Source organism: Burkholderia sp. KL41, assembly GCF_057005415.2.
Genome location: NZ_CM174446.1, coordinates 3,267,141 through 3,294,124, shown reverse-complemented (window position 1 = coordinate 3,294,124; position 26,984 = coordinate 3,267,141). Strand labels below are relative to the sequence as shown.

The window sequence follows — 26,984 nt, the reverse complement described above, 5'->3', positions numbered from 1 at the left end:
TATCGAGGGATCCGGGATGCAACTCAAGAAAGCGGTGGCAGCGTGTGGCGTGGCGTTTCTGTTGAGCGCGTGCGGCGGGGTACAGAGCCTTGACGCGAACAGCCTGACGTCGGCGGGGACGAGCCTGTACAAGGCAGCGACGTTGTCGGATGCCGACATCGCCGCGCTGTCGAACGATTCGTGCAAGTCGAGCGATGCGGAATCGAAGGTCGCGCCGGCGAACAGCGCGTACTCGAAGCGTCTGACGAAAGTGATGAAGGGCTTCGGCGACATGACGCTGAACGGCCAGAAGATCAACTACAAGGTCTACATGACCAAGGACGTCAACGCGTGGGCGATGGGCAACGGCTGCGTGCGCGTGTACAGCGGCCTGATGGACATGATGAACGACGACGAGCTGCGCGGCGTGATCGGCCATGAAATGGGCCACGTCGCGCTGGGTCACTCGAAGAAGGCGATGCAGACGGCCTACGCGGTCAGCGCGGCGCGCACCGCGGCCGGTGCGGCATCGCCGGGCGTGGCGGCGCTGACGAGCTCGCAGCTCGGCGACATCACCGAGAAGTTCATCAACGCGCAGTTCTCGCAGACGCAGGAAAGCGCGGCCGACGATTACTCGTTCGACCTGATGAAGCAGAAGAACATGAGCCAGAAGGGCCTCGTCACCGCATTCCAGAAACTCGCGCAGCTCGATGGCGGCAAGAGCTCGATGATGAGCTCGCACCCGTCGTCGTCGAGCCGGGCGCAGCACATCCAGGATCGCATCGCGAAGGGCAGCTGATCGCCGCCCGATGCGCCGGCTCCGTCCGGCGCCCTGGATGAACGAAACCCCACGCTTCGCGGCGTGGGGTTTTTGTTTTTCGGGGGACCGGAAAACGGCCGACCGCTTGCTTACGGCACCATCCCCGGCAACACGTACGCCTGCACGAGCGTGATCAGGCCGACGATCACCGCGAACAGCAGGCTGTGCCTTACCGTGAAGCGGAACAGCTCCGACTCCTTGCCGACGAGGCCCGTTGCCGCGCAGGCCACCGCGATCGACTGCGGCGAGATCATCTTCGCGGTCACGCCGCCCGTCGTGTTCGCGGCCACCGCGAGCGTCTCGGGTACGCCGAGCTGATGGGCCGTGGCCTGCTGCAGCGAGCAGAACAGCGCATTCGACGACGTGTCCGAGCCCGTCAGGAACACCCCGAGCCAGCCGAGGAACGGCGAGAAGAACGGGAACGCGGCGCCGGTCGCGGCCAGCATCAGCGCGAGCGTCGACGACATCCCCGAATAGTTCGCGACGAACGCGAATGCGAGCACGAGGCCGATCGACAGGATCGGGCGGGTCAGTTCCTTCAGCGTCTCGCCGAACGTGACGAGCGCGTCGCGCGGCTTCATCCGCAGCAGCACCATCGAGATCAGCGCGGTCACGAGGATCGCGCTGCCCACCGCCGACACGAGATCGATCTTCAGCACGGCGTCGAGCGCCTTCGGCGTCGCGGCGATCGGTGCGGTCTTCACGACGAGCTGGTCGAGCCCCGCCACGTGGAATTTCAGTACGGTCGACGCGAGCGCGCCGTGGGCGGCGAACAGTGCCTTGAACGGCGCGATGCTCCACACGGTGACGACGGCCGTCAGGATCAGGAACGGCGACCATGCGCGCACGGTCTGCGCGAGCGTGTACGGCGATGCCTGCCGGCTGGTGCCCGCGCCGAAGCCGTTGCGCGAGCCCGCGCCGCCGAAGCCCGCGAGCGCGGCGCCGCCGCCCGACGCGACGACGCTGCCGGCCGCCTGCTTCGCGGTGCGCGGCTGCCAGACCTTCAGGAACGCGGCGAGCGCGACGAGGCTGACGAGCGACGACGTGATGTCCGGCAGCTCGGGCCCGATGTGGTTCGACGTGAAGTATTGCGTCACCGCGAAGCTGCCGCCCGCGACGAGCGCGGCGGGCCAGGTCTGCCGCACGCCGCGCAGCCCGTCCATCATGAACACGAGCCAGAACGGCACCGCGAGCGACAGCAGCGGCAACTGGCGGCCGGCCATCGCGCCGATATGGAACGGGTCGATGCCCGTCACCTGTCCGGCGACGATGATCGGGATTCCCATCGCACCGAACGCGACCGGCGCGGTGTTTGCAATCAGACACAGTCCAGCCGCGTGCAGCGGCTTGAAGCCGAGCCCGACGAGCAGCGCGGCCGTGATCGCGACGGGTGCGCCGAAGCCGGCCGCGCCTTCGAGGAACGCGCCGAACGAGAAGCCGATCAGCAGCATCTGCAGGCGCTGGTCGTCGGTGATCGACAGCACGGACGCGCGGATGATGTCGAACTGGCCGGTCTTCACGACGATCTTGTACAGGAACACGGCCGCGACGATGATCCACGCGATCGGCCACAGGCCGTATGCGAAGCCGAAGCCGGCCGCCGCGAGCGCCTGCGGCACGGGCATCCCGTATGCGAGGATCGCGACGCCGAGCGACAGCAGCAGCGTGATCGCCGCGGCGACGTGGCCCTTGAGCCGCAGCGCGGCCAGCGCGACGAAAAAGAAAATGATCGGGATTGCGGCGACGAACGCCGACAGCCCGAGGCTGCCGAGCGGCGTATAGATCTGGTGCCAAACCTGCATGGGTGTCTCCTCCATCTGTGTCTGTCTATCTATGGGTATGGGTGGGTAAAGCGGGGGCTACTCGGGCTGGCCGCGTGCGCGCAGCAGGTCGGACAGGCTGCGCGGTGCCGGTTCGAGCGGCGTGCGGTGCTGCGTCCAGCCCATCTGTTTCGCGGGTGTCAGCGCACGCAGGCGCGTCGCGGTCCAGCGGAACGCGCGGTACGCGCGCGGATGCGCGAACGCGCCCGACCAGAAGCGCCACACGAGGTCTTCCGCGCGGGTGTAGTTCGCGCCCTGGCCGCGCAGCGGATGCGCGACGGGTTCGTCGGGCTTGCGGTTCGCCTCGGTACGCAGCCGCACGAGCAGTTGCGGGATCGGGATCCGCACCGGGCACACCTCGCCGCATGCACCGCACAGCGTCGACGCGGTCGGCAGGTCGGCCGTCGCGTCGAGGCCGAGCAGGTGCGGCGAGATGATCTTGCCGATCGGGCCCGGATAGGTCGTGCCGTACGCGTGGCCGCCGATGCGCGTGTAGACGGGGCAGTGGTTCATGCACGCGCCGCAGCGGATGCACTGCAGCGTCGCGCGCAGCTGTTCGTCCGCATAGGCCTGCGTGCGGCCGTTGTCGAGCAGCACGAGATGCAGCTCGCGCGGGCCGTCGCGTTCGCCGTCGCGGCGCGGGCCCGAGATCAGGTTGAAGTAGGTCGTGATCGCCTGGCCGGTGGCCGAGCGCGTGAGCAGGCTCGACAGCGGCACGATGTGCTCGAGTTTCTCGACGACCTTCTCGATCCCCATGATCGCGACGTGCGTGTCGGGCACCGTCGTCGACAGGCGGCCGTTGCCTTCGTTCTCGACGAGCCACAGCGTGCCCGTGTCGGCCGCCGCGAAGTTCACGCCGGACAGGCCGATGTCTGCATCGGCGAACGCGCGCCGCAGGGCGCGCCGGCCGGTCTGGATCAGTTCGTCGACGTCTTCCGTGTAGCGCGTGCCGGGGATGTGCTCCTCGAACAGTTCGGCGATCTCGCCGCGCGTCTTGTGGACCGCCGGCATCACGATATGCGACGGCTTCTCGCCCGCGAGCTGCACGATGAACTCGCCCATGTCGGATTCGATGCAGTCGACGCCGTGCTCCGCGAGGTAATGGTTCAGCTCGATTTCCTCGCTCGCCATCGACTTGCCCTTGATCACGCGGCGCGCCTTCTTCGCCTGTGCGATGTCGAGCACGATCGCGTTCGCGTCGGCGGCCGTCTCGGCCCAGTGCACGTGCACGCCGGCCTCGGTGAGCTTCGTCTCCAGCCGTTCGAGCAGCGCGGGCAACTGCGCGAGCGCGTGTTGCCGCACCGCTTCGCCGAGGTCGCGCAGCTGCTGCAGCTCGGCGTCGTCGGGGAACTGCGTCGCGCGCTTGCCCTGCAGGAAGTCCATCGCGCCGCGAAAGCTCCGGCGCAATGCGGGATCGTCGAGCGCGGCGCGCGCGCGGGCCTTGAAGTCGCCGGGGGCGACGAATTGCAGCGTGTGGTCGCTCATTGTGGGAGGTCCTCGCGGGCGGTTGCAGCCGGCCGGGCGGCGGAATCGGTGACGATCACGACCCACAGGCGGCGCGGGCCGTGTGCGCCATAGGCGAGCGTCTGCTGGATGTCGGACGTCTTCGACGGGCCCGACACCAGCACCAGGTTGGTCGGCATGCCGGCGTGCCAGCGCTCCGCGTGGACGGCCGCGTGCAGGTCGGAATGCAGCGTGCTCGCATGGACGAGCGCGACATGCAGCGGCGGCACCAGCGACACCGTGCGCGGCGTGCCGGCATCGGGGGCGAGCACGACGGTGCCGGTGGCGGCGATGCCCGAACGCGCGACGGTGAAGCCCGCGTCGATCGTGTCGAACAGCTCGGCCTTCCACGCGTCGATCGGCCGGTCGAACGGCACAGGCGCAACCGTGTCGGGCAGCGCGCGGGCGAGTGCAGCGGATTCGGCGCGGGCCGGATCGAGCAGCAGCCGGCGCACGCCGGCTTCGGCGAGCCGCGCGGCGAGCTGCGCGGGCCATGCGTCGCCGGTCGCGCACCAGACGTCCGCGTGCGACGCGGTGAGCGCGGCCTGCATCGTGTGGGCGAGCGTGTGCGGATCGTGTGCGGTCTCGGCCTGCGAGCGGCGCGTGTCGTAATGCGTGTCGATGCGTGCGTCGAGCGCGCGGCCGGACGTTGCGGCGACGCCCGGCGCGGCGGCGCGCAGCCGCGCGAGGATCGCGTCGCGCGCGCTCATGGCTGGTCTCCGCGCAGCGACGCGGCGCTCGCGGTGCGCCGCCACAGGAAGCTGGCGAGGTGTTCGACCTGCAGCGGCGCGCCGGCCTTGGCCGCCGCGTGGCCGATGTTCAGCAGGCAGCCGCAGTCGGCGGACACGAGCCGGTCGCAGCCCGTCGCGCAGGCCGACGCGACCTTGTCGCGCACCATCGCGCCGGAGATGTCGGGATGCTTCAGCGAGAACGTGCCGCCGAAGCCGCAGCATTCGGATTCGCGTTCGTGTTCGATCCGTGTCACGCCCGGCAGCGCATCGACGAGCGCGACGCCGTGCCCACGCGTGCCCATCTCGCGGCGCGCCGCGCATGACGTGTGCAGCACGACGCGTTCGTCGGGCCCGGCGCCGGCCGTCGCCGCGTCGAGCCGCACGTCGAGCACGTGGACGAGGAATTCGGCGAGTTCATAGGTCCGCTCCGCGATCGCGCGGGCTTGCGGGCCGTGCACGGGATCGTCGGCGAATAGCGCCGGCCAATGGTGGCGGATCATCCCCGCGCACGAGCCGGAGGGCACGATCACGGGCCACGGTTGCGCGAACAGGTCGAGCTGCGCGGCCGCGACGCGGCGCGCTTCGTCGGGATTGCCGCTGCTGTAGGCCGGCTGCCCGCAGCAGCTCTGGCCGCGCGGATAGTGGACGGTCAGGCCTTCGCGTTCCAGCAGGCGGACCGCGTCGAGCCCGGCTTCGGGGACGAACAGGTCGACCAGGCAGGTCGCGAACAGATAGACGTGCGCGGGGGCGGCGGCGGGGTATTGCCTTTCGTTCATGTCTCGCTCCAGTGGCGACGGCCCGGCATGCGGATGCGGGACGACGATTTCGCTGCATAATTCCCGCGACGGCGCTGCGGCTCAAATTGGTTGGGCCAATCGGCGCGGCACGCATTGAGCGGGGAGACGCGACGATGGCAGCGATGACGGCACGGGGCCGGACCGAAGGAGTGATGCGCAAGATCGAGACGGCACTGCTCGACGGCACGTGGCCGGCCGGTGCACGCCTGCCGGCCGAGCGCGTGCTCGCGCAGCAGTACGGGGTTGCGCGCAATACGGTGCGCGAGGCGACCCAGCGGCTCGTCGCGCGCGGGCTGCTGCAGAGCCGGCGCGGCGCGGGCGTCTACGTGACGGACCAGTTGCGCGCCGGCATCGCGTCGCCGTGGGGGCAGCTGGTCGCCGATCACCCCGCGCTGCGCGACGACATCCTCGAATTCCGGCGCGTGCTCGAAGGCGCGACCGCGTATTTCGCCGCGCTGCGCGCCGACGCGCACGACCGGCGCCGGATCCGTGCGCTGCTGCGCGAGCTCGAAACCGCGCACGCGAACGGCGCGGCGGCCGTCGAAGCCGCGACCGACGCGAAGCTGCACGAGGCAATCGCGCTCGCGTCGCACAACACGATGTTCCTGCACCTGCATACGAGCGTGATCGGGATGCTGCGCGAGCACATCTCGATCAACGTGGCGGGCATGACGACGCACGACGAGCACGCGTCCGAACTCCTGCTGCTGCAGCACCGCGTCGTGTGCGATGCGATCTGCGCGCAACGGCCCGAAGAGGCGCGCACCGCGATGCAGACCCATATCGACTACGTGCGCAGCCATTTCGAGCGCAGCGGCGACGAGGCCTGAGATTGGTCGGACTACTTCGGTGCGAGGCCCGCCCGGCGGGCACCTCCGGTGCGGCGGGTCTCGATGCCCGGCACGCGCGCGCACGCCTGCGGTTCGAGGCCGTCGGTGCCGCCCGCGCGATTGACCGGTTCATCGGGCGCCTACTAGAATCGGCCGGAACCGCGCGCCAGCCGCGCGCCGCGGCGCATGCGGGCCCTGTGTTCCGCCAGTCGAGGAAGTCTTCGTGTTCACGTCTCTGATCCGGCGCGCACCGGCCGCGCTGTCGTGGCGCGCCGCATGCCGCCCGGCCCGCGCGCTGGCCGCCGGCGTACTCTTGTCGCTCGTCGCCGCGTGCGCGACGCATCCGCCCGCCACCACGCTCGATCGCCCGGTCTCCCATGCGTTGCCGCCCGATACCGCGACGCCGTTGCGCGATGCGCTGGCCGCGCCCGAGGCCGCGCATCCGGGCCAGTCGGGTTTCCGGCTGCTGGCCGACGGCGCGCAGGCGTTGCAGATGCGCATCGCGCTCGCGCGGGCCGCGACGAAGACGCTCGACATGCAGTACTACATCGCGACCGAGGACACGACCGGCAAGCTGCTGCTCGCCGCGGCGCTCTACGCGGCCGATCGAGGCGTGCGCGTGCGGATGCTGGTCGACGACCTGAATTTCCGCGACATCGATCGCGTGATGGCCGCGCTGAACACGCACCCGAACGTCGAGATCCGCGTGTTCAACCCGTTCGGCGCATCGCAGGGGATGGTCGAGCGCACGGCCAACTTCTTCACGCGCATCGACAGCTTCACGCGGCGGATGCACAACAAGGCGATGATCGCGGACAACCAGATTGCGATCGTCGGCGGCCGCAACCTCGGCGACGAATACTTCAGCGCGAGCCCGACGCTGCAGTTCCGCGATCTCGACGTGCTCGCCGCGGGCCCCGTGACGAACGACATCTCGGCGAGCTTCGACACCTACTGGTCGAGCGCGAGCAGCTATCCGCTGCGCGTGCTGAATCATCAGTCGTTCGATACGAAGGATCTCGACGCGATGCGCGACGAGCTGCGCGACCACTGGCGCAAGAATGCCGATCCGTACAACGCGAAGCCGCTGAACGCGACGCCGCTCGCGCGGCAGATCGCGCGCGACGAGCTCGGGCTCGTGTGGGCGCCGGCCGAGTTCACGGCCGATGCGCCCGACAAGGTCGCGAAGCCGACCGACGCGTACGTGAGCCCGCCGATGCAGCGCCTCGTCGAACTCACGCGCGGCGCGCAGCGGGAATTCCTCGCGTTCTCGCCGTATTTCGTGCCGCACGACGCGGGCGTGAAGATCCTCGGCGACACGACCGCGCGCGGCGTGCGTGTCGCGATCCTGACCAATTCGCTCGCGGCGACCGACGCGGTCGCCGTGCAGGCCGGCTACGGGCCGTACCGCGTGCCGCTGCTGCAGCACGGCGTCGAGCTGTACGAGTTCAAGGCGCAGCCGGGTCGCCAGCGTCCGCGCCTGTTCGGGTCGCGTTCGCGCGCGAGCCTGCACGCGAAGGCGTACGTGATCGACCGGAAGATCCTCGTGATCGGCTCGATGAACCTCGATCCGCGTTCCGCGCACCTGAACACCGAACTGGCGCTGGTGATCCATAGCCCGACGCTCGCCGAGCAGGTCGCGCAGATCTTCGCGCGCGCGACGCAGCCGGACGAAAGCTACCGCGTGAGCCTCGTGACGCCGGCGGGCGGCGGCACGCCCGAACTCGAATGGACGGGCACGGACGACGGCAAGCCGGCCGTCTATCACGTCGATCCGCACGCAGGGCTGCTGCGCAACCTGATGACCGGCGTCTTCATGCTGCTGCCGGTCGACGACCAGCTTTAGGGGCCGGAAGCGCTCCGGCTAAACCCGCGTTTCCGGTGCGCGGGCAAAGGTGATATGGTTGTGCGCGCAACGAGTGTGGCGCGCAGGACGGCGCCGCCGGGCGGCCCGTGCCACGCGTGCCGCGCACATCCGCAACCGGAGTTCCCCATGCAACGTGTCCCGAACCAGCCGTTCACGCGTCCCGCCCGTTTCTCCGAGGCCGAATGGCAGGCGCGCGTGCAGCTCGCGGCGGCTTACCGCATCTTCGACCATCTCGGCTGGACCGAGCTGATCTACAACCATATCTCGCTGCGCGTGCCGGGCGAGGACGAGCACTTCCTGATCAACCCGTTCGGACTCCATTACCGCGAGGTGTGCGCGTCGAACCTCGTGAAGATCGACATCGACGGCAACGTGATCGGTCATTCCGACTGGCCGATCAATCCGGCCGGCTTCACGTTCCACAGTGCGATCCATGCGGCGCTGCCCGATGCGCACTGCGTGATGCACGTGCACACGACGCCGACGATGGCCGTGTGCTGTTCGCGCGACGGGCTGTCGTTCTCGAATTTCTATTCGGCGCAGCTGTACGGGAAGATCGCGTATCACGACTTCGAGGGCATCACCGTGCATCTCGAAGAGGGGCGGCGCATCGTCGAGAGCGCGGGCGGGCGGCCTGTGCTGCTGCTGCGCAACCATGGGCCCGTGACGATCGGCGCGACGCTCGCGCAGACGTTCTCGCTGATGTGGCTGCTCAATCGCGCGTGCGAGGTGCAGGTCGCCACGCATGCGATCGGCGACGCACTGCCGATCGCGCCGCCCGTGCTCGAAGGGTGCGTGCGCGATTCGCTGAATTTCGATCCGAAGCATGGCGCGGGGCAGGATGCGTTCGACGCGCTGCAGCGTATCGTCGATCGCATCGATCCCGGCTATCGGGCGTGACGCGGGGCGGCGTGATCGCTGCGTCGTGCTCGATGCGGCAGGACCCGAATCTGGCGGCGTGCAAAAAAAACGCGGCCGGGTGGCCGCGTGAATACTCGCAGACTCCTTCGGACGAAGGAAACAAGCAACTGTGAGATGAAGTGTAGCGAAAGGCCGCACGCGGATTCAGCCATCAGGCTGCAAAGGTCCATTCCAGCCTGAGGCAGACTGGCCTGCCGAGCGCGCTGCGGCGTTTTGCGGCATGGCCGTTCGACGGGCTCCCGGATCGGCGGCGATCGACTACCATCATGTGTGGCGCCGCCGTTCGGTCGGCGTACAACGTCGTACAAGGAGAGCCCATGCTCAAGCTGCGTTTGCTCCAGGTCGCGTTACTCGCGGGTGTGCTGGCCGCCGGCACCGCCGCCGCCGAAACGGTGCGCCTGTCCGCCAATCTCCAGCCGTCGAGCGAGGTGCCGCCGACGGCGACCAAGGGCTCGGGCGACGTCGAGGCCACCTACGACACGGCAACGCACATGCTGCAGTGGACGGTCCGTTACGAACACCTCACCGGCCCGGCCACCGCCGCGCATTTCCACGGGCCCGCGCCGGTCGGCCAGAACGCGGGCGTGCAGGTGCCGATTCCAAAGGACGAGCTGGCGAGCCCGATCAAGGGTTCGAAGGCACTCACCGACGCGCAGGTCACCGACCTGATGGGCGGCAAGTGGTATTTCAACGTCCATACGAAGGAGCACCCGGCCGGCGAGATCCGCGGCCAGGTGATGCCGGCGAACTGAGCGCCGGCGTTTGATATGGAGGCACCTGTCGAGCGGTGCGGGAACGATCGCACGTACCATCGTCACACTGCGAATACGGAGTGCGTCCGATGAGTTGGCAAAGCAAGTTCGCCTGCTGGCTGCTGCGCTGGCAGTTCCGTCCCGAGACTACGCGCGAGGTGCTCGATCCCGCCCGCGCACGGCGCTTTACCGACCTGCGGATGATGGTGCCGCGCCGCGCGCCGTCGGGCTACCGGTTGCGCCAGCGCTACGGCGCGGGCGACGCGCCGCTGCGCGGCGAATGGCTCGAGCGCACCGACGCGGGCGCGGGGCGCGGGCCGGGCCGCACGCTGCTGTACTTCCATGGCGGCGGCTATTACTTCTGTTCGACGAAGACCCATCGGCCGCTGGTGTTCGGCCTGACGAAGCGCGCGGGCGTGCGCTCGTTCTCGCTCGACTACCGGCTTGCGCCCGAAAACCGTTTCCCGGCCGCGCTCGACGACGCGCTGGCCGCGTACCGGCAGCTGCTGGCGCTCGGCACGCCGCCCGAGTCGATCGTGTTCGGCGGCGATTCGGCGGGCGGCGGCCTCGCGCTCGCGACGCTCGTCGCGCTGCGCGATCGCGGCGAGCCGCTGCCGGCCGGCGCGATCCTGTTCTCGCCATGGACCGACCTGGCCGCCACCGGCGCCACGCTGCGCACGAACGACGGCGCCGATCCGATGTTCGCGGGCGCGGCGCTGCCGAAGGCCGCGAAGCTGTACCTCGGCGACGAGCCGGGGACGAATCCGTACGCGTCGCCGCTCTATGCGGATTTCGCGGGCCTGCCGCCGCTGTATATCCAGGTCGGCAGCACCGAGGTGCTGCTCGACGATTCGCGCCGCGTCGCCGAGAAAGCGAAGGCCGCTGGGGTGGCGGTGGAGATCGAGGTGTGGCCGGACATGCCGCACGTGTGGCAGCTGTACGCACCGATGGTGCCGGAAGCACGCGACGCGCTCGACCGCGCGGCCGCGTTCCTGCGCCGCGTCGCGGTCGAGCGCGCGGTTCAGCGGGCCGGCGAGACGTCGATTGCCTGATAGGCGGCCTTGACGGCCGCCGAGCCGTACTTGCGCTCGAGCCGGCGGACGGTGAAGTGGCCGTGCGCCATCTGCTGGAAGTGGTCGATGAACAGCGTATTGACGGTCGCGCCGAGCACGGCGCCGATCGCCGGAATCGACTTCGCGGCCATCTGCTCGGTCACCTGCACCGAGAAGCGCGACGCCACCGTCTGCACGAGCTTGAACACGGCCGCCGAGCTGTGCGCGGCGATGCCCTTCGTCGTGATGTCGGACGAGGCCTTCGAGATCGCCTGCGCGAGCGCGCCGCGCAGCACGAAATAACCGAGATCGGCGTCCTCTTCCTGCTTGTCCGGGTTGCCGCCCATGCCGAGCACGGCCAGGCATTGCAGCTGCGTATCGACCGAGCCCAGGTCTTCACCCTCGCTGCGCGCGATGTCGCACACGGAGCGGAAGATCAGCGTCGTCGTCACCGGCAGCTCGACCGGCAGCGCGAGAAAGCCGAACGCGCCGCCCGCCGCGCCGGTCGTCGCGACCGCGAGCTTGTGCAGCAGGTTGCTCGGCTTGTCGGGTTCGGCGTCCGGCGCGGGCGGCTTGCCGAGCGTTCGCAGCGCGATGTTCAGGCACTTGCGCAGCGCGAGCTGCGTCGCGTCGTTGATCTTGCCGGTCGCGAAATCCGGCAGCCGGGCGATCATTTTCTCGACCGGTGCGCCCAGCATGCCCGTCAGCTTCATCGTCAGCGACGGACTTTCCAGCACCTGCTTCGCGCGCCACAGCGCGTCCCGATCGTCCTGCGACAGCGTGGTGGCGGGGGGGATTGAAATCGGTTCCATCTTTCTCCTTGGCGGTCTGGAACGGTTTGACCGTCGCCAGCCTAGATTACTCCCGCATGCTAGAATTTCGAGATTGTTTGACTCGTCAAAAGTTGCGCCAACAAAAAATGGCCGTCCATACAGCCGCCCACCATTCGAGCGGGCAAGTCCTGCCGTTCCGCGAATCGCTGCTGGCGATGATCGGAATCTCGTTCGTCACCATGCTCGTCGCGCTCGACCAGACCGTCGTCGGCACCGCGTTGCCGACCATCGTCGCCGAGCTTCGGGGGTTCGACCTGTACGCGTGGGTCGCGACCTCGTACCTGCTCAGTTCCGTGATCACGGTGCCGATCTTCGGCCGGCTCGGCGACTATTACGGGCGCAAGCCGTTCGTCATCGTGTCGATCGTCGTGTTCACCGGCGCGTCCGTGCTGTGCGGGATGGCGAACGACATGCTGATGCTCGTGCTCGCGCGCGGGCTGCAGGGGATCGGCGGCGGGATGCTGGTCGGCACCGCGTTCGCGTGCATTCCCGACCTGTTCCCCGATTCCGTCGTGCGCTTGCGCTGGCAGGTGCTGATGAGCTCCGCGTTCGGCATCGCGAACGCGGTCGGCCCGTCGCTCGGCGGCGTGCTGACCCAGTCGTTCGGCTGGCGCTCGGTGTTCTACGTGAACCTGCCGATCGGCCTGCTGTCGCTGCTGTTCGTGTGGCGTTACCTGCCGCACCTGCGCCATGTCGAGCACGATCGCAAGATGCGGCTCGACTGGCCGGGCGCGCTGCTGATCGCGCTGTCGCTCGGCGCGCTGCAGCTGTTCGTCGAATGGCTGCCGAAGTACGGCGTCGCGAGCTGGGCGTCGCTGTTGCTCGTCGTCGCGGTCGCGGCCGGTTTCGGCCTGTGGCACTGGGAGAAGCGCTGCGCGCAGCCGATCTTGCCGTTCGACATGTTCGGCAACCGCGCGCTGTCGGCGCTCTTCGTGCTGGCGATCCTCGCCGGCTTCTCGATGTTCTCGCTGCTGTTCTACGCACCGCTGCTGTTCCAGGGCGGCTTCGGGATGTCGCCGAAGGAGGCGGGGCTCGTGATCACGCCGCTCGTCGTGTTCATCACGATCGGCAGCATCATGAACGGCCGTGTCGTCACGCGCATCCGCAATCCGAATGCGATGCTGCACGTCGGCTTCGTACTGTTCGCGATCACCTGCGCGGGCGTCGTCGTGTCGACCCACACGACGCCGAAATGGCTGCTGATGGCGCTGATGGTCGCGGGCGGCATCGGGCTCGGCTTCGTGCTGCCGAACCTCACCGTATTCGCGCAGCAGACGGCCGGCCGCGAGCACCTCGGCATCGCCACGGCGCTGCTGCAGTCGCTGCGGATGGTCGGCGGGATGATCGGCACCGCGCTGACCGGCACGCTTGTCAACCAGATGTACTCGGGCGGCGTGCGCGATGCGCTGTCGGCCGATCACGCGATGCAGTGGCACGCGCAGCTCGCCGATCCGCAGATCCTGATCGATCGCGCCGCGCAGGGCGGCCTTGTCGCGGAGCTGACCCGTGCCGGGCATAATGGCGCGCTGCTGCTGGAAGCGGCCCGCGAATCGCTCGTCGGCGCGATTCACGTGGGCGTCGCGATGGCGGCCGTCGTCGCCGTGGTGTCGGTGTGGCAGTGCCGCCGCGTGCCGCCGATCGCGCTGCGGCGCAAGATCGAACCGCATGTCGCGGCCGATTGAACGATTGAACGAGTAGAACTGAGCGCATGGAAGAACAGGACCGCGTCGCGATCTTGCAGCAATTCGGACGGACGTATCGCGCGTTCATGACCGCATTCGAGACGCACGTCGGGCAACCGATGCCGCGCTGGCGCATCATGGTCGCGTTGCACACGATGGGCGGGCATTCGTCGCAGAAGAAGCTCGTCGAAGTGCTGCGCATCGATCCGGGCGCGCTCACGCGCCAGTTGAAGTCGCTCGACGCGCTCGGCTGGATCGAGCGCGAATCCGACGCACGCGACAATCGCGTGACCAACGTGACGCTGACGGACGCCGGCCGCGCCGCGTTCGACGCGTGCCTGCCGCGCCGCAAGGCGTTTCTCGAACAGACGATGGCGCAATTGCCGGACGACGTGCTGAATGCGCTGTCGGGCGCGCTGGCGATGCTGGAGTCGCGGATCGCGGACGTCGGCTCGACGCCGGCCGCGCGTTGAAGCACGGGGCAGGGCGGCGCAGGCCGGCGTGAGTACGCCGCGCCGGCCCGGCACTTCATCTCATTTCGATTCCCTGCGGGTTCAAAGCTCGATGCGCGTGCCCAGCAGCGCGAGGAACTGCGCGAGCCAGGCCGGATGCGCGGGCCACGCGGGCGCGGTGACGAACGGCGCGTCGGTCACGGCCGCGTCGACCGGAATGTCCGCATATTCGCCGCCCGCGAGCTTCACCTCGGGCGCGCAGGCCGGGTAGGCCGAGATGCGCTTGCCGCGGATCACGTCGGCGGCCGCGAGCAGTTGCGCCGCGTGGCAGATCGCGGCGATCGGCTTGCCGGCTTCGGCGAACTCGCGCACGAGCGAGATCACCTTCGGATCGAGTCGCAGGTATTCGGGGGCACGGCCGCCCGCGATCGCGAGCGCGTCGTAGCGCGAGGCGTCGACGTCGTCGAATGCCGCGTTCAGCGTGAACTGGTGGCCGGGCTTCTCGGTGTAGGTCTGGTCGCCTTCGAAATCGTGGATCGCGGTCTTGATCTTGTCGCCCGCGCGTTTGCCCGGGCAGACTGCATCGACGTGGTGGCCGACCGCCTGCAGCGCCTGGAACGGCACCATCGTTTCGTAGTCTTCGGCGAAATCGCCGGTCAGGAACAGGATCTTCTTCGCGGCCATGGCTTTCTCCAGTGGAGCTGCGTTGAGGGCCCGCCGCGGCAGGCGATTGCCATGCCCGCCCGGGGCCCCGAGGACGAAAGCGCAGTGTACTCCGGCCGCTTGAAGCGCGCGTGACGGCCGCCCCGCGCGAGCGGCGGGGCGGGGCGCGCGACGTGCGTCAGAAGAAGGTTTCGACGACTTCCGTCACGCGGAACTGCGGATCGAGCACGAGCACCTGGCGCCACTTGTCGAACGTCAGGCACGGGTGCGAGATGTCGAACGCGACCATGTCGCCGACCTTCACGTCCGCGCCCGGCGGGATCTGCAGGTACGCGTGCTGGTCCATCATCCCGGTGACGGCCCAGCCTTCGGCGGCGGCGACGTCGCGCGGGGCGGTGTCCCGGCCCGGGCGGAAGTGGCGCGCCGGCTCCGGTAGCCCCGCGTCGAACGCCGCGTCGCGCTTGCCGAGCGCGACGATCGCACGGTCGGCCTCGGGCACCGACTGCACGTAGGCCCACAACTGCAGCGCGGGCAGCAGCCCTTCGCCCATCGTGCGTGCGATCGGGTTGCGCGCGAACACGTCGGTCTGCGCCTTCTTGTAGATGCCGACATCGTGCGTCAGGTAGCAGCCCGGACGCAGCACGACTTCCGCGAAGCCCGCGTCGGACGCCTTCGCGAATTCTTCCGCGACCACGTCGTACCACGCCGAACCGGCGCCGGACAGGATCGCCGGCGTACGCGCGAAGCGGCCTGCCTCGGCCAGTTCGCGCGTGAGCGCGACCGCTTCCTGCAGGAACGTGCGGATCTCGCCTTCCTCCTTCAGCACGCCTTCGTAGAGTTCGATGCCGGCCAGCTTCAGCGTGTCCGGATAGCGCGCGATCGCGGCGAGCACGGCCTCGCGCTGCGCGGCATCGCGCACGCCCGCGCGGCCGCCCGGTACGCCGAGCTCGAGCAGCACGTTCAGCGGCTTCTTCAGCGCGCCGAAGAAGCGGCCGAGCTGGTCGACGCTCTCCGCGGAATCGACGAGGCAGAAGAATTCGAAGTCGGGATCGGACAGCAGCCCCGCGATGATCGTCATGTTCTGGCGGCCGACCAGCTGGTTCGCGAGCAGCACGCGCCGCACGCCGCCGTGATACGCGGCCTGCGTCTGGTGCGCGGTCGCGAGCGTGATGCCCCACGCGCCGGCGTCGAGCTGGCGGCGGAACAGTTGCGGCGCCATCGTCGTCTTGCCGTGCGGCGCAAACTTGACGCCGTACTTCTGGACGAATGCCTGCATCCAGTTCAGGTTGTGTTCGATGCGATCCTCGTAAAGCACGGCGGCCGGCAGGCTGACGTCTTCCGCGAGCAGGTTCCACTCGAGGCGGCCCGCGTCGCCGAGCGGCACGCTCGCGCTCGGCAGATTGCCGAGGCCCTTGCCGAACGGATCAATCGTCGCTTCCTGATAGTTTGTAACTTTCATGTCATCCCGCTCCATCATCACTATGCATTGCACTGAAGTTGACACGCAGATGGTACAGAAAGTAGCATCTGCGCGGTGATGTTATTTAGTAACATCGAGCTTCGCACCCTTTTCCGCAGATGAATACGCCCGCCAATCCGTCCGCTCCGCACGCGGCCGAGCCCTATCCGGCACCGGCCGCCCCGCCGGTCCTCGACATCGTCGCGCGGATCGCCGAATGCGCGCCCGAGCTGCGCGAAGCCGAGCGCAAGGTCGCCGCGTTCATCCTCGCCGATCTCGCGCGCGCCGCACATGCGAGCATCGGCGCGCTCGCGCGCGACGCGGAGGTCAGCGTCGCGACGGTCACGCGTTTCGCGAAGGCCGTCGGCTGCCGCGACGTGCGCGAACTGAAGGTGCTGGTCGCGCAGGCGGCGGCGGTCGGCCAGCGCTTCCTCGTGCCGTCCGACGACGCGCCGGCCGACGATACGAGCCCCGCGTCGATGGTCTACGACGAGATCCGCGTGGCGCTCGCGCACAACCACCAGTTGCTGCGCAATACGTCGTTCGAGGAAGCCGCCGACCTGCTCGCCGGCGCGAAGATGACCTATGTGTACGGGCAGGGCGGCGGCTCGACCGCGCTCGCCGACGAGCTGCGTTTCCGGCTCGTGCGCTTCGGCCGGCCGGTCGCGAGCTACCAGGACAGCCTGCTGCAGCGGATGGTGGCCGCGACGCTGTCGCGCGACACCGTCGTCGTCGCGCTGTCGGTGAGCGGGCGCGTGCCCGAGCTGCTCGAGAGCTGCCGGCTCGCGAAGCGCTACGGCGCGAAGCTGATCGCGATCACCGCGCCGGCCTCGCCGCTCGCGAAGCTGGCCGACCACCTGATCCCGGTCGTCGCGTTCGAAACCGATTTCATTTACAAGCCGTCGACATCGCGTTACGCGATGATGATGGCGATCGACGTGCTCGTCACCGGAGTCGCGTTGCGGCTCGGCGATGCGGGCCGGGAATCGCTGCGTCGCATCAAGCACGCGCTCGATGCGCACCGCGGCGGCGGAGACCGTCAACCGGTAGGAGACTGACCATGCATTCGCATCCCGAAGCCGCCGATACGCTGATCGTCGGCGCGCAGCTTTACGACGGTACCGGCGCGCCGCCCGTCACGCGCGACGTCGCGATCCGCAACGGCGTGATCGCGGCGATCGGCAACCTGTCGAACTGGCTCGCCGAAACCGTCGTCGATGCGAACGGCCGCGCGCTCGCGCCGGGCTTCGTCGACGTGCACACGCACGACGACACCCATGTAATCCGCGCGCCGCAGATGGTGCCGAAGATCTCGCAGGGCGTGACGACCGTGATCGTCGGCAACTGCGGGATCAGCGCGTCGCCGGTGACGCTCGCGGGCGATCCGCCCGACCCGATGAACCTGCTCGGCGAGCGCGGTGCGTTCCAGTACCCGACCTTCGCTGACTACGTCGCGGCCGTGAACGACGCGCGTCCGGCCGTGAACGTCGCGGCGCTCGTCGGCCACACGGCGCTGCGCAACAACCAGATGGACCGCCTCGACCGCGCGGCGACCGACGGCGAGATCGCCGGGATGCGCGCGCAGCTCGAGGAGGCGCTCGCGAACGGCGCGCTCGGCCTGTCGTCGGGCCTCGCGTACGGCTCCGCGTTCGCGGCGCCGACCGAAGAGGTGATGGCGCTCGCCGAGCCGCTCGCGAACGCCGGCGCGTTGTACACGACGCACATGCGCACCGAATTCGACGCGATCCTCGATGCGATGGAAGAGGCGTACCAGGTCGGCCGCCATGCGCGCGTGCCGGTCGTGATCTCGCACCTGAAGTGCGCGGGCCCGTCGAACTGGGGGCGCAGCACCGAAGTGCTCGCGTCGCTCGAAGGCGCGCGTCGCTACCAGCCGGTCGGCTGCGACTGCTATCCGTACAGCCGCAGCTCGTCGACGCTCGACCTGAAGCAGGTGACGGGCGACATCGACATCACGATCACCTGGTCGGAGCCGCACCCGGAAGTGGCGGGCAAGCTGCTGAAGGCGATCGCGGCCGACTGGGGCGTGACCGAGCAGGAAGCCGCGCAGCGCATCCGCCCGGCGGGCGCCGTGTACCACAACATGTCCGAGGAGGACGTGCGCCGGATCCTGTCGCACCCGGCGACGATGGTGGGCTCCGACGGCCTGCCGAACGATCCGCTGCCGCACCCGCGGTTGTGGGGCGCGTTTCCGCGCGTGCTCGGCCATTACGTGCGCGACACGAACCTGCTGCCGCTCGAGGAGGCGATCCGCAAGATGACGTCGCTGTCCGCGCGCCGCTACGGCATCGCGCGGCGCGGCGAGGTGCATGTGGGCTACCACGCCGACCTCGTGCTGTTCGACCCGGCGCGCGTGATCGACGCCGCGACGTTCGAGAAGCCGCAGCAGCCCGCGCACGGAATCGACGCCGTGTGGGTGAACGGCGTGCTGACCTACGAAAACGGCCAGCCGACCGGCGAGCGCGCCGGCGGCTTCGTCGCACGCGGCGAGCGCGTGCCGGCGAGTGCCGACGCCGCGTTCTGAACGCGGTTGTTGTTCCGATCTGCCGCGCGCGCCATCGTCGGCGCGCGCATCCGCAACCGTGCGTTGCATGGGACCGGCGCCGGCGCAAAAGCGTCGAGGCGGTCGACAAACAAGGAGTGAAACGATGAAGCGATATGGCGTAGGCGAAGCGAAGGGGACGGGCGGCCAGGTGATGCCGTTCGCACGCGCGGTCGAGGCCGACGGCTGGCTGTACGTGTCGGGCCAGACGCCGATGGTGAACGGCGAGGTCGTCGAAGGCGGGATCGTCACGCAGTCGAAGCAGACGATCGAGAACGTGATCGCGATCCTGAAGGAAGCCGGCTACGGCCTCGAGCACGTCGTGCGCTGCGGCGTGTGGCTCGACGACGCACGCGATTTCGCGTCGTTCAACAAGGTGTTCGTGTCGTACTTCGGCGAGCATCCGCCGGCACGCGCGTGCGTGCAGTCGAGCATGGTCATCGACTGCAAGGTCGAGGTCGACTGCATCGCGTACAAGGCGCCGGCGAAGTAACGCCGCAACGGCGAGCCGCTCCAGAACGGGCCCGGCGCATTCACGTGCGCCGGGCCCGTTTTGTCGTGTGTCGCGCACGGTTCGATTGTTGCCCGGTGCGCCACGGCGGCAACCGCCGCAACGCCGCCCGCCCGTTCATGTAATGTGCCGCGTGATCGTACGGAGGGGAAATACATGGAATGGGCTGCGCTGGTGCCGGAGCTGATCTGCTCGGACCTCGCCGGAAGCGTGCGCTTCTATCGTGACGTGCTGGGATTCCGGATTCGCTTCGAACGTCCGGAAGACGGCTTCGCCTATCTGGAAATCGGGCGGGCTCAGCTGATGCTCGAGCAGTACGGCGCGGAGGGCTGGCTGACCGGCCCGCTGGAGCCGCCGTTCGGGCGCGGAATCAATTTTCAGATCGAGGTCGATGCGCTCGACCCCATTCTCGACAGGATCCGTGCCGCGGGCGTGCCGCTGTTCGTCGAGCCGCGCACGTCCTGGTATCGGGAGGGCGAGATCGAGCATGGCCAGATCGAGATGCTGGTGCAGGATCCCGACGGATACCTGTTGCGTCTGGTGGAGATCCTGCCGGAGCGGCCGGTGAGCGGGTGATCGTCGGTCGTCCGCGCCTTTCCCGCACAATGAAAAACAGCCCGGCCGGTTGATTCCGGTCGGGCTGTTGTATTTGGGGTGGCGGCTGCGCGTCGCCGGCGGCAAAAGGCAAACGGCAAACTGCGGCGGCCACCCGCCGCCGTCACTGCCGCGCGTTGCGCGCGTTGTCCGGCATCGGCTGGTTGTAGTTCGTGCGGAACGGGTTGATGTCGAGCCCGCCGCGGCGCGTATAGCGCGCATACACCGCGAGCTTCACCGGTTTGCATGCGTGCAGGATGTCGAGGAAGATCCGCTCGACGCACTGCTCGTGAAAGCCCGTGTGGTTGCGGAACGAGATGATGTAGCGCAGCAGGCCCGCGTGGTCGATCTGCGGCCCGACGTAGTGAATCTGCACGCTGCCCCAGTCGGGCTGGCCGGTGACCGGGCAGTTCGAGCGCAGCAGGTCGGACACGAGCGTCTCCTCGACCGGCGCTTCGTCGACGGCCGCCGACAGCAGCGACGGATCGGGTTCGTACACGTCGGTGTCGAGGTCGAGCCGGTCGAGCGACAGCCCGTCGAGTTCGTCCATTTCGAGCTTGCCGAAATCGTGCGGCGACACGAGCTGCACGGCGACGCTCGCACCGCACGCGGCCGACACGTCGCGCTTCAGCGTGTCGCGCACCGCTTCGATCGAGTCGAATTTCGTCTGCGCGAACGAGCCGAGATACAGCTTGAACGACTTCGATTCGACGATGTTCGGCGATTCGGCCGGCACGTAGAAGGTCGCAACCGCGATCTGCGGCTTGCCGCGCGCGTTGAGCCAGGACAGCTCGTATGCGTTCCAGATGTCGGTGCCGAAGAACGGCAGCGCCGACGCGATGCCGAGCTGCTCGCGCGCGCCGGCGCGCGGGATCGGGAACAGCAGCGACGCGTCGTACTGGGCCGCGTAGACGGTGGCCTTGCCGAGCGGGGAATGTTCGGGATTCATGCGTGACGCCTTTACGACAGGAAGAGGCGGTAAGCCGGGTTGGCGCTCTCTTCGACATACGGGTAGCCGAGTGCCGCGAGGAAGCGTTCGAATTCGGCGCGATCGGCCTGCGGCACCTGCAGCCCGACGAGGATCGAGCTGTAGTCCGCGCCCTGGTTGCGGTAATGGAACAGGCTGATGTTCCAGTCCGGCGCCATCGACGACAGGAATTTCATCAGCGCGCCCGGCCGTTCCGGGAATTCGAAGCGGAACAGGCGCTCGTCGAGCGCGAGCGGCGAACGGCCGCCCACCATGTAGCGGATGTGTTCCTTCGACAGCTCGTCGTGCGTCAGGTCGACGGACTTGAAGCCGTGCGATTCGAAGTTCGCGGCGATCTCGGCCGATTCGCCGCGGCGCTTGATCTGCACGCCGACGAAGATGTGCGCGGCCTGCGCATCGGCGATCCGGTAGTTGAACTCGGTGACGTTGCGGTCGCCGACGAGCGAGCAGAACCGCTTGAAGCTGCCGCGTTCCTCGGGGATCGTGACCGCGAACACGGCTTCGCGCGCTTCACCCACTTCCGCGCGCTCGGCGACGAAGCGCATCCGGTCGAAGTTCATGTTCGCGCCGGACGTGACCGCGACGAGCGTCTGGTTCTCGATGCCTTCGCGTTCCGCGTAGAGCTTCGCGCCCGCGACCGCGAGCGCGCCGGACGGCTCGAGCACGCTGCGCGTGTCCTGGAAGACGTCCTTGATCGCCGCGCACAGCGCGTCGGTGTTCACCGTCAGGACGCCGTCGAGGTATTCGCTGCAGAGCCGGAAGGTTTCCTCGCCGACCAGCTTCACGGCGGTACCGTCCGCGAACAGGCCGACCTCGCTCAGCTCGACGCGCTTGCCCGCGTCGAGCGACTGCGCCATCGCGCACGAATCCTCGGCCTGCACGCCGATCACCTTGATCTCCGGTCGCACCGCCTTCACGTAGGCCGCGACGCCGGACGCGAGCCCGCCGCCGCCGATCGGCACGAAGATCGCGTGGATCGGGCCCTGGTGCTGGCGCAGGATCTCCATCGCGATCGTGCCCTGGCCGGCGATCACGTACGGATCGTCGAACGGATGGACGAACGTGAGGCCGCGCTCCTCCTGCACCTTGACCGCGTGTGCATACGCGTCGCTGTACGACTCCCCGGCCTGGATCACCTCGACGCTCGGGCCGCCGTGCGCGCGCACCGCATCGACTTTCACCTGCGGCGTCGTGACGGGCACGACGATCACGGCCTTGACGCCCATCCGGGCCGCCGAGAACGCGACACCCTGCGCATGGTTGCCGGCCGATGCCGTAATCACGCCGCGCGCGAGCGCGTCCGCCGGAATGTGCGCCATCTTGTTGTACGCGCCGCGCAGCTTGAACGAGAACACCGGCTGGTTGTCCTCGCGCTTGAGGTAGACGGCGTTGCGCAGCCGGGCGGACAGGTTGCGGGCGGATTCGAGTTCCGTCTCGATCGCGACGTCGTAGACGCGCGCGGTGAGGATTTTCTTCAGGTAATCGTGGGATGCCATGGGCGCTCGCGTGCAGTGCGGTAGCAGACGGTAAAGGATCAATGATAGCGCCAAGGGTCCGCCTGTACGCAAGCGGCATGCCGGGCGCTCGCTCGCGGGGCCGCGCGGACGGGGCATCGGCGACGTTGCGCGGCCTCTTTTGCCGGCTTAACCGTGTGGTTACCGACCGGACGGACGGCGAATGGCCGTGTGAAATCGCGCCGAGCCAGGCCTGGCGCGGCTCGCGGCGATAGCCCCACGACCTGTCCGACGTGTCACGCGTAGCCCGATCATGGGTTAGAATTCCGTTTTGAATCAAGGATTCGGAAGATGCAGAGGCACCCTCGGATCGCACCGTTGAAGCCGACGCCGCGCGCAGCCAGCCCCGCGGCGGAACGGCATGCGCGCCGCGCGCGATCGTGCTGATGATCGAGTGCCGCCAGGCCCTGTCGCCGGCCAGGAGGAGCGAATCGTCGCCCGCTCCGGCCCCATGAAGGACAGCCGCGCGCCTGGTAACAGAACAGATTTCCCCAAGATTGCGCCCACGCGCTTGCCGACGCCCGTGCACGGTGTATCGGCCCTCCGAGTCGTCCGAACATGAACGCACCACAAGTTTTCGATCCGCATGGCGCGGCCGCCGCCGTCGCCGCCGACCCCGCGCCCCGTTTGCGCGAGATTCCCTACAACTACACGTCCTTCTCGGATCGCGAGATCGTGATCCGCCTGCTCGGCGAAGAGGCGTGGTCGGTGCTCGACGAGCTGCGCGCCGAGCGCCGTACGGGCCGCTCGGCACGGATGCTGTATGAAGTGCTCGGCGACATCTGGGTCGTGCGCCGCAACCCGTACCTGCAGGACGACCTGCTCGACAACCCGAAGCGCCGCGCGCTGCTGATCGAGGCGCTGAATCACCGGCTGACCGAAATCGGCAAGCGCCGCAGCGCGGATCTCACCGAGCACCGCGACGACGCGGGCCGCGAACGCGCATTGCGCGTCGAGATGCTCGAAACCGCCGCGCAGCGCGCGGTCGACGAGTTCGCCGACGAATTCGAGAAGATGGCCGACCTGCGTCGTCGCGCGACCAAGGCGCTCGGCCGCTGCACGCAGAAGGACAACATCCGCTTCGACGGGTTGTCGCGCGTGTCGCACGTGACCGACGCGACCGACTGGCGGGTCGAATACCCGTTCGTCGTGCTCACTCCCGATACCGAAGCCGAGATCGCCGGCCTCATCAAGGCCTGCTTCGAGCTCGGCCTGACCGTGATCCCGCGCGGCGGCGGCACCGGCTACACGGGCGGCGCGGTGCCGCTCACGCCGTTCTCCGCGGTGATCAACACAGAGAAGCTCGAACAGCTCGGCGCGGTCGAGCTGACCGAGCTGCCGGGCGTCGCGCACAAGGTGCCGACGATCTTCTCCGGCGCGGGCGTCGTCACGCGTCGCGTGACGGAAGCCGCGGAAGCGGCCGGCTACGTGTTCGCGGTCGATCCGACCTCGCTCGACGCATCGTGCATCGGCGGCAACGTCGCGATGAACGCGGGCGGCAAGAAGGCCGTGCTGTGGGGCACCGCGCTCGACAACCTGGCGTGGTGGCGGATGGTCGACCCGGACGGCAACTGGCTCGAAGTCACGCGCCACGAGCACAACCAGGGCAAGATCCACGACATCGCGGTCGCGCGTTTCGAGCTGAAGTGGTTCGACGGCGCGTATGCGCCGGGCGAGAAGCTGCTGCGCACCGAGATGCTTGAGATCGAAGGCCGCCGGTTCCGCAAGGAAGGCCTCGGCAAGGACGTGACCGACAAGTTCCTCGCCGGCCTGCCGGGCGTGCAGAAGGAAGGCTGCGACGGGCTCATCACGTCCGCGCGCTGGGTGCTGCACAAGATGCCCGCGCACACGCGCACCGTCTGCCTGGAATTCTTCGGCCAGGCGCGCGAGGCGATCCCGAGCATCGTCGAGATCAAGGACTACCTGTTCGAGACGTCGAAGCAGGGCGGCGCGATCCTCGCGGGCCTCGAGCACCTCGACGAGCGCTACCTGCGCGCGGTCGGCTACGCGACCAAGAGCAAGCGCAACGCATTCCCCAAGATGGTGCTGATCGGCGACATCGTCGGCGATGACGCCGACGCGGTCGCGCACGCGACGTCCGAAGTGATCCGGATGGCGAACGGCAAGAGCGGCGAAGGTTTCGTCGCGATCAGCGCGGAGGCGCGCAAGCGCTTCTGGCTCGACCGCAGCCGCACGGCCGCGATCGCGAAGCACACGAACGCGTTCAAGATCAACGAAGACGTCGTCATCCCGCTGAACCGGATGGGCGAGTACACCGACGGCATCGAGCGGATCAACATCGAGCTGTCGCTGAAGAACAAGCTGCAGCTGGTCGACGCGCTGGAAGCGTTCTTCCGTGCCGGCAACCTGCCGCTCGGCAAGACCGATGACGCGAACGAGATCCCGAGCGCCGAACTGCTCGAGGATCGCGTCCAGCAGGCACTGGAGCTGCTCAAGCGCGTGCGCGCGCGCTGGGAATTCGTGCGCGACCGGCTCGACCAGCCGCTGCGCGAGGCGCAGCACTACCTCGTGCAGCTCGGTTACGAGGCGCTCGCCGAGAAGTTCGCCGATCGCGCGGACGAGCAGCCGGGCGCGACCGTGTTCCACGTCACGCAGGACCGCACGGTGCGCATCTCGTGGAAGCAGGAGATCCGCGCGGAGCTGCGCGCGATCTTCAACGGCGGCGCGTTCAAGCAGATCCTCGACGAAGCGCAGGCGATCCACAAGCAGGTGCTGCGCGGCCGCGTGTTCGTCGCGCTGCACATGCACGCGGGCGACGGCAACGTCCACACCAACCTGCCGGTCAACTCCGACAACTACGAGATGCTGCAGGACGCCCACGCGGCGGTCGCGCGCATCATGACGCTCGCGCGTTCGCTCGACGGCGTGATTTCCGGCGAGCACGGCATCGGCATCACGAAGCTCGAGTTCCTGACCGACGACGAGATCGCCGAATTCCGCGCGTACAAACAGCGTGTCGACCCGAACGGCCGTTTCAACAAGGGCAAGCTGCTCGAAGGCGCCGATCTGCGCAACGCCTATACGCCGAGCTTCGGGCTGATGGGATACGAGTCGCTGATCATGAAGCAGTCCGACATCGGCGCGATCGCCGATTCGGTGAAGGACTGCCTGCGCTGCGGCAAGTGCAAGCCGGTGTGCGCGACGCACGTGCCGCGCGCGAACCTGCTGTACAGCCCGCGCAACAAGATCCTCGCGACGTCGTTGCTGGTCGAGGCGTTCCTGTATGAGGAACAGACGCGCCGCGGCGTGTCGATCAAGCACTGGGACGAGTTCAACGACGTGGCCGACCACTGCACGGTGTGCCACAAGTGCGCGACCCCGTGCCCGGTGAAGATCGATTTCGGCGACGTCACGATGAACATGCGCAACCTGTTGCGCAAGATGGGCAAGAAGAAATTCAACGCCGGCAATGCGGCGGGCATGTTCTTCCTGAACGCGACCAACCCGCAGACGATCAACGCCGCGCGCAGCGTGATGATGGGCGTCGGCTACAAGGTGCAGCGCTTCGCGAACGACATGCTGAAGAACGTCGTGAAGAAGCAGACGCAGCACCCGCCGGCGACGGTGGGCAAGCCGCCAGTCGTCGAGCAGGTGATCCACTTCGTCAACAAGAAGATGCCGGGCAACCTGCCGAAGAAGACGGCACGCGCGCTGCTCGACATCGAGGACAACAAGATCGTGCCGATCATCCGCAACCCGAAGTCGACGACCGTCGATTCGGAAGCGGTGTTCTACTTCCCGGGCTGCGGCTCCGAGCGTTTGTTCTCGCAGGTCGGCCTCGCGACGCAGGCGATGCTGTGGGAGGCGGGCGTGCAGACCGTGCTGCCGCCGGGCTACCTGTGCTGCGGCTATCCGCAGCGCGGCTCGGGCCAGTACGACAAGGCCGAGAAGATCGTCACCGACAACCGCGTGCTGTTCCACCGCGTCGCGAACACGCTGAACTACCTCGATATCAAGACGGTGGTCGTGTCGTGCGGCACCTGCTACGACCAGCTCGCCGGTTACGAATTCGACAAGATCTTCCCGGGCTGCCGGATCATCGACATCCACGAGTTCCTGCTCGAGAAGGGGATGAAGCTCGACGGCGTGACGGGTACGCGCTACATGTATCACGACCCGTGCCACACGCCGATCAAGACGATGGACCCGGTGAAGCTCGTGAACGAGCTGATGGGCACGGAGAAGGACGGCTACAAGATCGAGAAGAACGACCGTTGCTGCGGCGAATCGGGCACGCTCGCGGTCACGCGCCCGGATGTGTCCACGCAGGTCCGCTTCCGCAAGGAAGAGGAGATCCGCAAGGGCGCCGCGAAGCTGCGCAGCATCCCGGTCGTGGCCGGCAACGCGCCGGCGCCGGCCGCCGCGGCCGCGAACGGCCCGGACGTGAAGATCCTGACGAGCTGCCCGTCGTGCCTGCAGGGCCTGTCGCGCTACAGCGAGGATGCGAACCTCGAAGCCGACTACATCGTGGTCGAAATCGCGCGCCAGGTGCTCGGCGAGAACTGGATGGCCGATTATGTCGCACGCGCGAACAATGGCGGGATCGAGCGCGTGCTGGTCTAATGCGGGCATGACGACCGCCCGACCGGGCTGGGGATGAGCGGGCGCCGGCGCGGCAATGCCGGCGCCCGTCCA

22 protein-coding genes are annotated in these 26,984 nt (G+C 68.3%); 13 read left to right on the top strand and 9 right to left on the bottom strand.

Going from position 1 to position 26,984, the window contains the following annotated elements; genetic code table 11:
- Positions 1–16 precede the first annotated feature (16 nt).
- The gene (gene loiP / locus PQB87_RS15485) at positions 17–778 is read left to right on the top strand and encodes a metalloprotease LoiP (RefSeq protein WP_027789132.1); all 762 of its coding nucleotides are present in this window, start codon (positions 17–19) and stop codon (positions 776–778) included.
- A 110-nt stretch (positions 779–888) separates the two neighbouring features.
- On the opposite strand, the gene PQB87_RS15480 is transcribed toward loiP, so the two are convergent.
- The 4 genes from PQB87_RS15480 to PQB87_RS15465 are packed head-to-tail and all read right to left on the bottom strand — an operon-like array spanning position 889 to position 5,629.
- On the bottom strand, positions 889–2,601 hold the full coding sequence (locus PQB87_RS15480) for a lactate permease LctP family transporter (RefSeq protein WP_021160647.1): 1,713 nt from the start codon (positions 2,599–2,601) through the stop codon (positions 889–891).
- Positions 2,602–2,658: 57 nt separating this feature from the next.
- Positions 2,659–4,104, bottom strand: coding sequence for a LutB/LldF family L-lactate oxidation iron-sulfur protein (locus PQB87_RS15475; protein WP_489242358.1), 1,446 nt, complete (start codon positions 4,102–4,104; stop codon positions 2,659–2,661).
- Positions 4,101–4,832: a LutC/YkgG family protein gene (locus PQB87_RS15470; RefSeq protein WP_489242357.1), complete on the bottom strand. Its 732-nt coding sequence runs from the start codon at positions 4,830–4,832 to the stop codon at positions 4,101–4,103. The genes PQB87_RS15475 and PQB87_RS15470 overlap by 4 nt, the downstream gene beginning before the upstream one ends.
- Complete coding sequence (locus PQB87_RS15465; protein WP_174416054.1) at positions 4,829–5,629, bottom strand: (Fe-S)-binding protein; 801 nt, start codon at positions 5,627–5,629, stop codon at positions 4,829–4,831. The genes PQB87_RS15470 and PQB87_RS15465 overlap by 4 nt, the downstream gene beginning before the upstream one ends.
- A 134-nt stretch (positions 5,630–5,763) precedes the next feature.
- On the opposite strand from PQB87_RS15465, the gene PQB87_RS15460 reads away from it, so the two are divergent.
- From PQB87_RS15460 to PQB87_RS15440, 5 genes are all read left to right on the top strand, one after another.
- Positions 5,764–6,480, top strand: coding sequence for a FadR/GntR family transcriptional regulator (locus PQB87_RS15460; RefSeq protein ID WP_027789137.1), 717 nt, complete (start codon positions 5,764–5,766; stop codon positions 6,478–6,480).
- Between the two features lie 223 nt (positions 6,481–6,703).
- Positions 6,704–8,326, top strand: a complete 1,623-nt coding sequence (locus PQB87_RS15455; RefSeq protein WP_174416053.1) for a phospholipase D family protein — start codon at positions 6,704–6,706, stop codon at positions 8,324–8,326.
- A gap of 147 nt (positions 8,327–8,473) precedes the next feature.
- Positions 8,474–9,247, top strand: coding sequence for a class II aldolase/adducin family protein (locus tag PQB87_RS15450; RefSeq protein ID WP_174416052.1), 774 nt, complete (start codon positions 8,474–8,476; stop codon positions 9,245–9,247).
- Positions 9,248–9,585: 338 nt separating this feature from the next.
- Positions 9,586–10,020, top strand: coding sequence for a CHRD domain-containing protein (locus PQB87_RS15445; RefSeq protein ID WP_021161337.1), 435 nt, complete (start codon positions 9,586–9,588; stop codon positions 10,018–10,020).
- 89 nt (positions 10,021–10,109) lie between these two features.
- Positions 10,110–11,072, top strand: a complete 963-nt coding sequence (locus tag PQB87_RS15440) for an alpha/beta hydrolase (protein ID WP_174416051.1) — start codon at positions 10,110–10,112, stop codon at positions 11,070–11,072.
- Here the strand turns inward: PQB87_RS15440 and PQB87_RS15435 are convergent.
- Positions 11,042–11,884 (bottom strand): EcsC family protein, encoded by an 843-nt coding sequence (locus PQB87_RS15435; protein WP_060067143.1) that lies wholly within the window; start codon positions 11,882–11,884, stop codon positions 11,042–11,044. The two genes, PQB87_RS15440 and PQB87_RS15435, sit on opposite strands and share 31 nt — an antisense overlap.
- 107 nt (positions 11,885–11,991) lie before the next feature.
- Between PQB87_RS15435 and PQB87_RS15430 the strand changes: the two genes are divergently transcribed.
- Positions 11,992–13,587: an MDR family MFS transporter gene (locus PQB87_RS15430; RefSeq protein ID WP_021161334.1), complete on the top strand. Its 1,596-nt coding sequence runs from the start codon at positions 11,992–11,994 to the stop codon at positions 13,585–13,587.
- A gap of 26 nt (positions 13,588–13,613) precedes the next feature.
- Positions 13,614–14,060, top strand: coding sequence for a MarR family winged helix-turn-helix transcriptional regulator (locus PQB87_RS15425; RefSeq protein WP_021161333.1), 447 nt, complete (start codon positions 13,614–13,616; stop codon positions 14,058–14,060).
- 81 nt (positions 14,061–14,141) lie between these two features.
- On the opposite strand, the gene PQB87_RS15420 is transcribed toward PQB87_RS15425, so the two are convergent.
- Complete coding sequence (locus tag PQB87_RS15420) at positions 14,142–14,723, bottom strand: DJ-1/PfpI family protein (RefSeq protein WP_021161332.1); 582 nt, start codon at positions 14,721–14,723, stop codon at positions 14,142–14,144.
- Between the two features lie 157 nt (positions 14,724–14,880).
- Entirely contained in the window at positions 14,881–16,161 is a 1,281-nt protein-coding gene (locus PQB87_RS15415) for an amino acid deaminase (RefSeq protein ID WP_048023194.1), read from the bottom strand.
- Between the two features lie 119 nt (positions 16,162–16,280).
- Between PQB87_RS15415 and PQB87_RS15410 the strand changes: the two genes are divergently transcribed.
- From PQB87_RS15410 to PQB87_RS15395, 4 genes are all read left to right on the top strand, one after another.
- Positions 16,281–17,219 carry a MurR/RpiR family transcriptional regulator gene (locus PQB87_RS15410; RefSeq protein ID WP_060067149.1) on the top strand — a complete coding sequence of 313 codons (939 nt, stop codon included), beginning with the start codon at positions 16,281–16,283 and terminating at the stop codon, positions 17,217–17,219.
- A 2-nt stretch (positions 17,220–17,221) separates the two neighbouring features.
- The gene (locus tag PQB87_RS15405; protein ID WP_059688762.1) at positions 17,222–18,703 is read left to right on the top strand and encodes an N-acyl-D-amino-acid deacylase family protein; all 1,482 of its coding nucleotides are present in this window, start codon (positions 17,222–17,224) and stop codon (positions 18,701–18,703) included.
- A gap of 124 nt (positions 18,704–18,827) precedes the next feature.
- Positions 18,828–19,214 (top strand): RidA family protein, encoded by a 387-nt coding sequence (locus PQB87_RS15400; RefSeq protein ID WP_006751946.1) that lies wholly within the window; start codon positions 18,828–18,830, stop codon positions 19,212–19,214.
- A 174-nt stretch (positions 19,215–19,388) separates the two neighbouring features.
- Positions 19,389–19,808, top strand: coding sequence for a bleomycin resistance protein (locus tag PQB87_RS15395; protein ID WP_048023200.1), 420 nt, complete (start codon positions 19,389–19,391; stop codon positions 19,806–19,808).
- Between the two features lie 142 nt (positions 19,809–19,950).
- On the opposite strand, the gene queF is transcribed toward PQB87_RS15395, so the two are convergent.
- The gene (gene queF / locus PQB87_RS15390) at positions 19,951–20,775 is read right to left on the bottom strand and encodes an NADPH-dependent 7-cyano-7-deazaguanine reductase QueF (RefSeq protein WP_060067152.1); all 825 of its coding nucleotides are present in this window, start codon (positions 20,773–20,775) and stop codon (positions 19,951–19,953) included.
- Positions 20,776–20,786: 11 nt separating this feature from the next.
- Entirely contained in the window at positions 20,787–22,310 is a 1,524-nt protein-coding gene (ilvA, locus tag PQB87_RS15385; protein WP_021161327.1) for a threonine ammonia-lyase, biosynthetic, read from the bottom strand.
- 576 nt (positions 22,311–22,886) lie between these two features.
- On the opposite strand from ilvA, the gene PQB87_RS15380 reads away from it, so the two are divergent.
- The gene (locus PQB87_RS15380; protein ID WP_233345250.1) at positions 22,887–26,912 is read left to right on the top strand and encodes a DUF3683 domain-containing protein; all 4,026 of its coding nucleotides are present in this window, start codon (positions 22,887–22,889) and stop codon (positions 26,910–26,912) included.
- Positions 26,913–26,984: the final 72 nt, after the last annotated feature.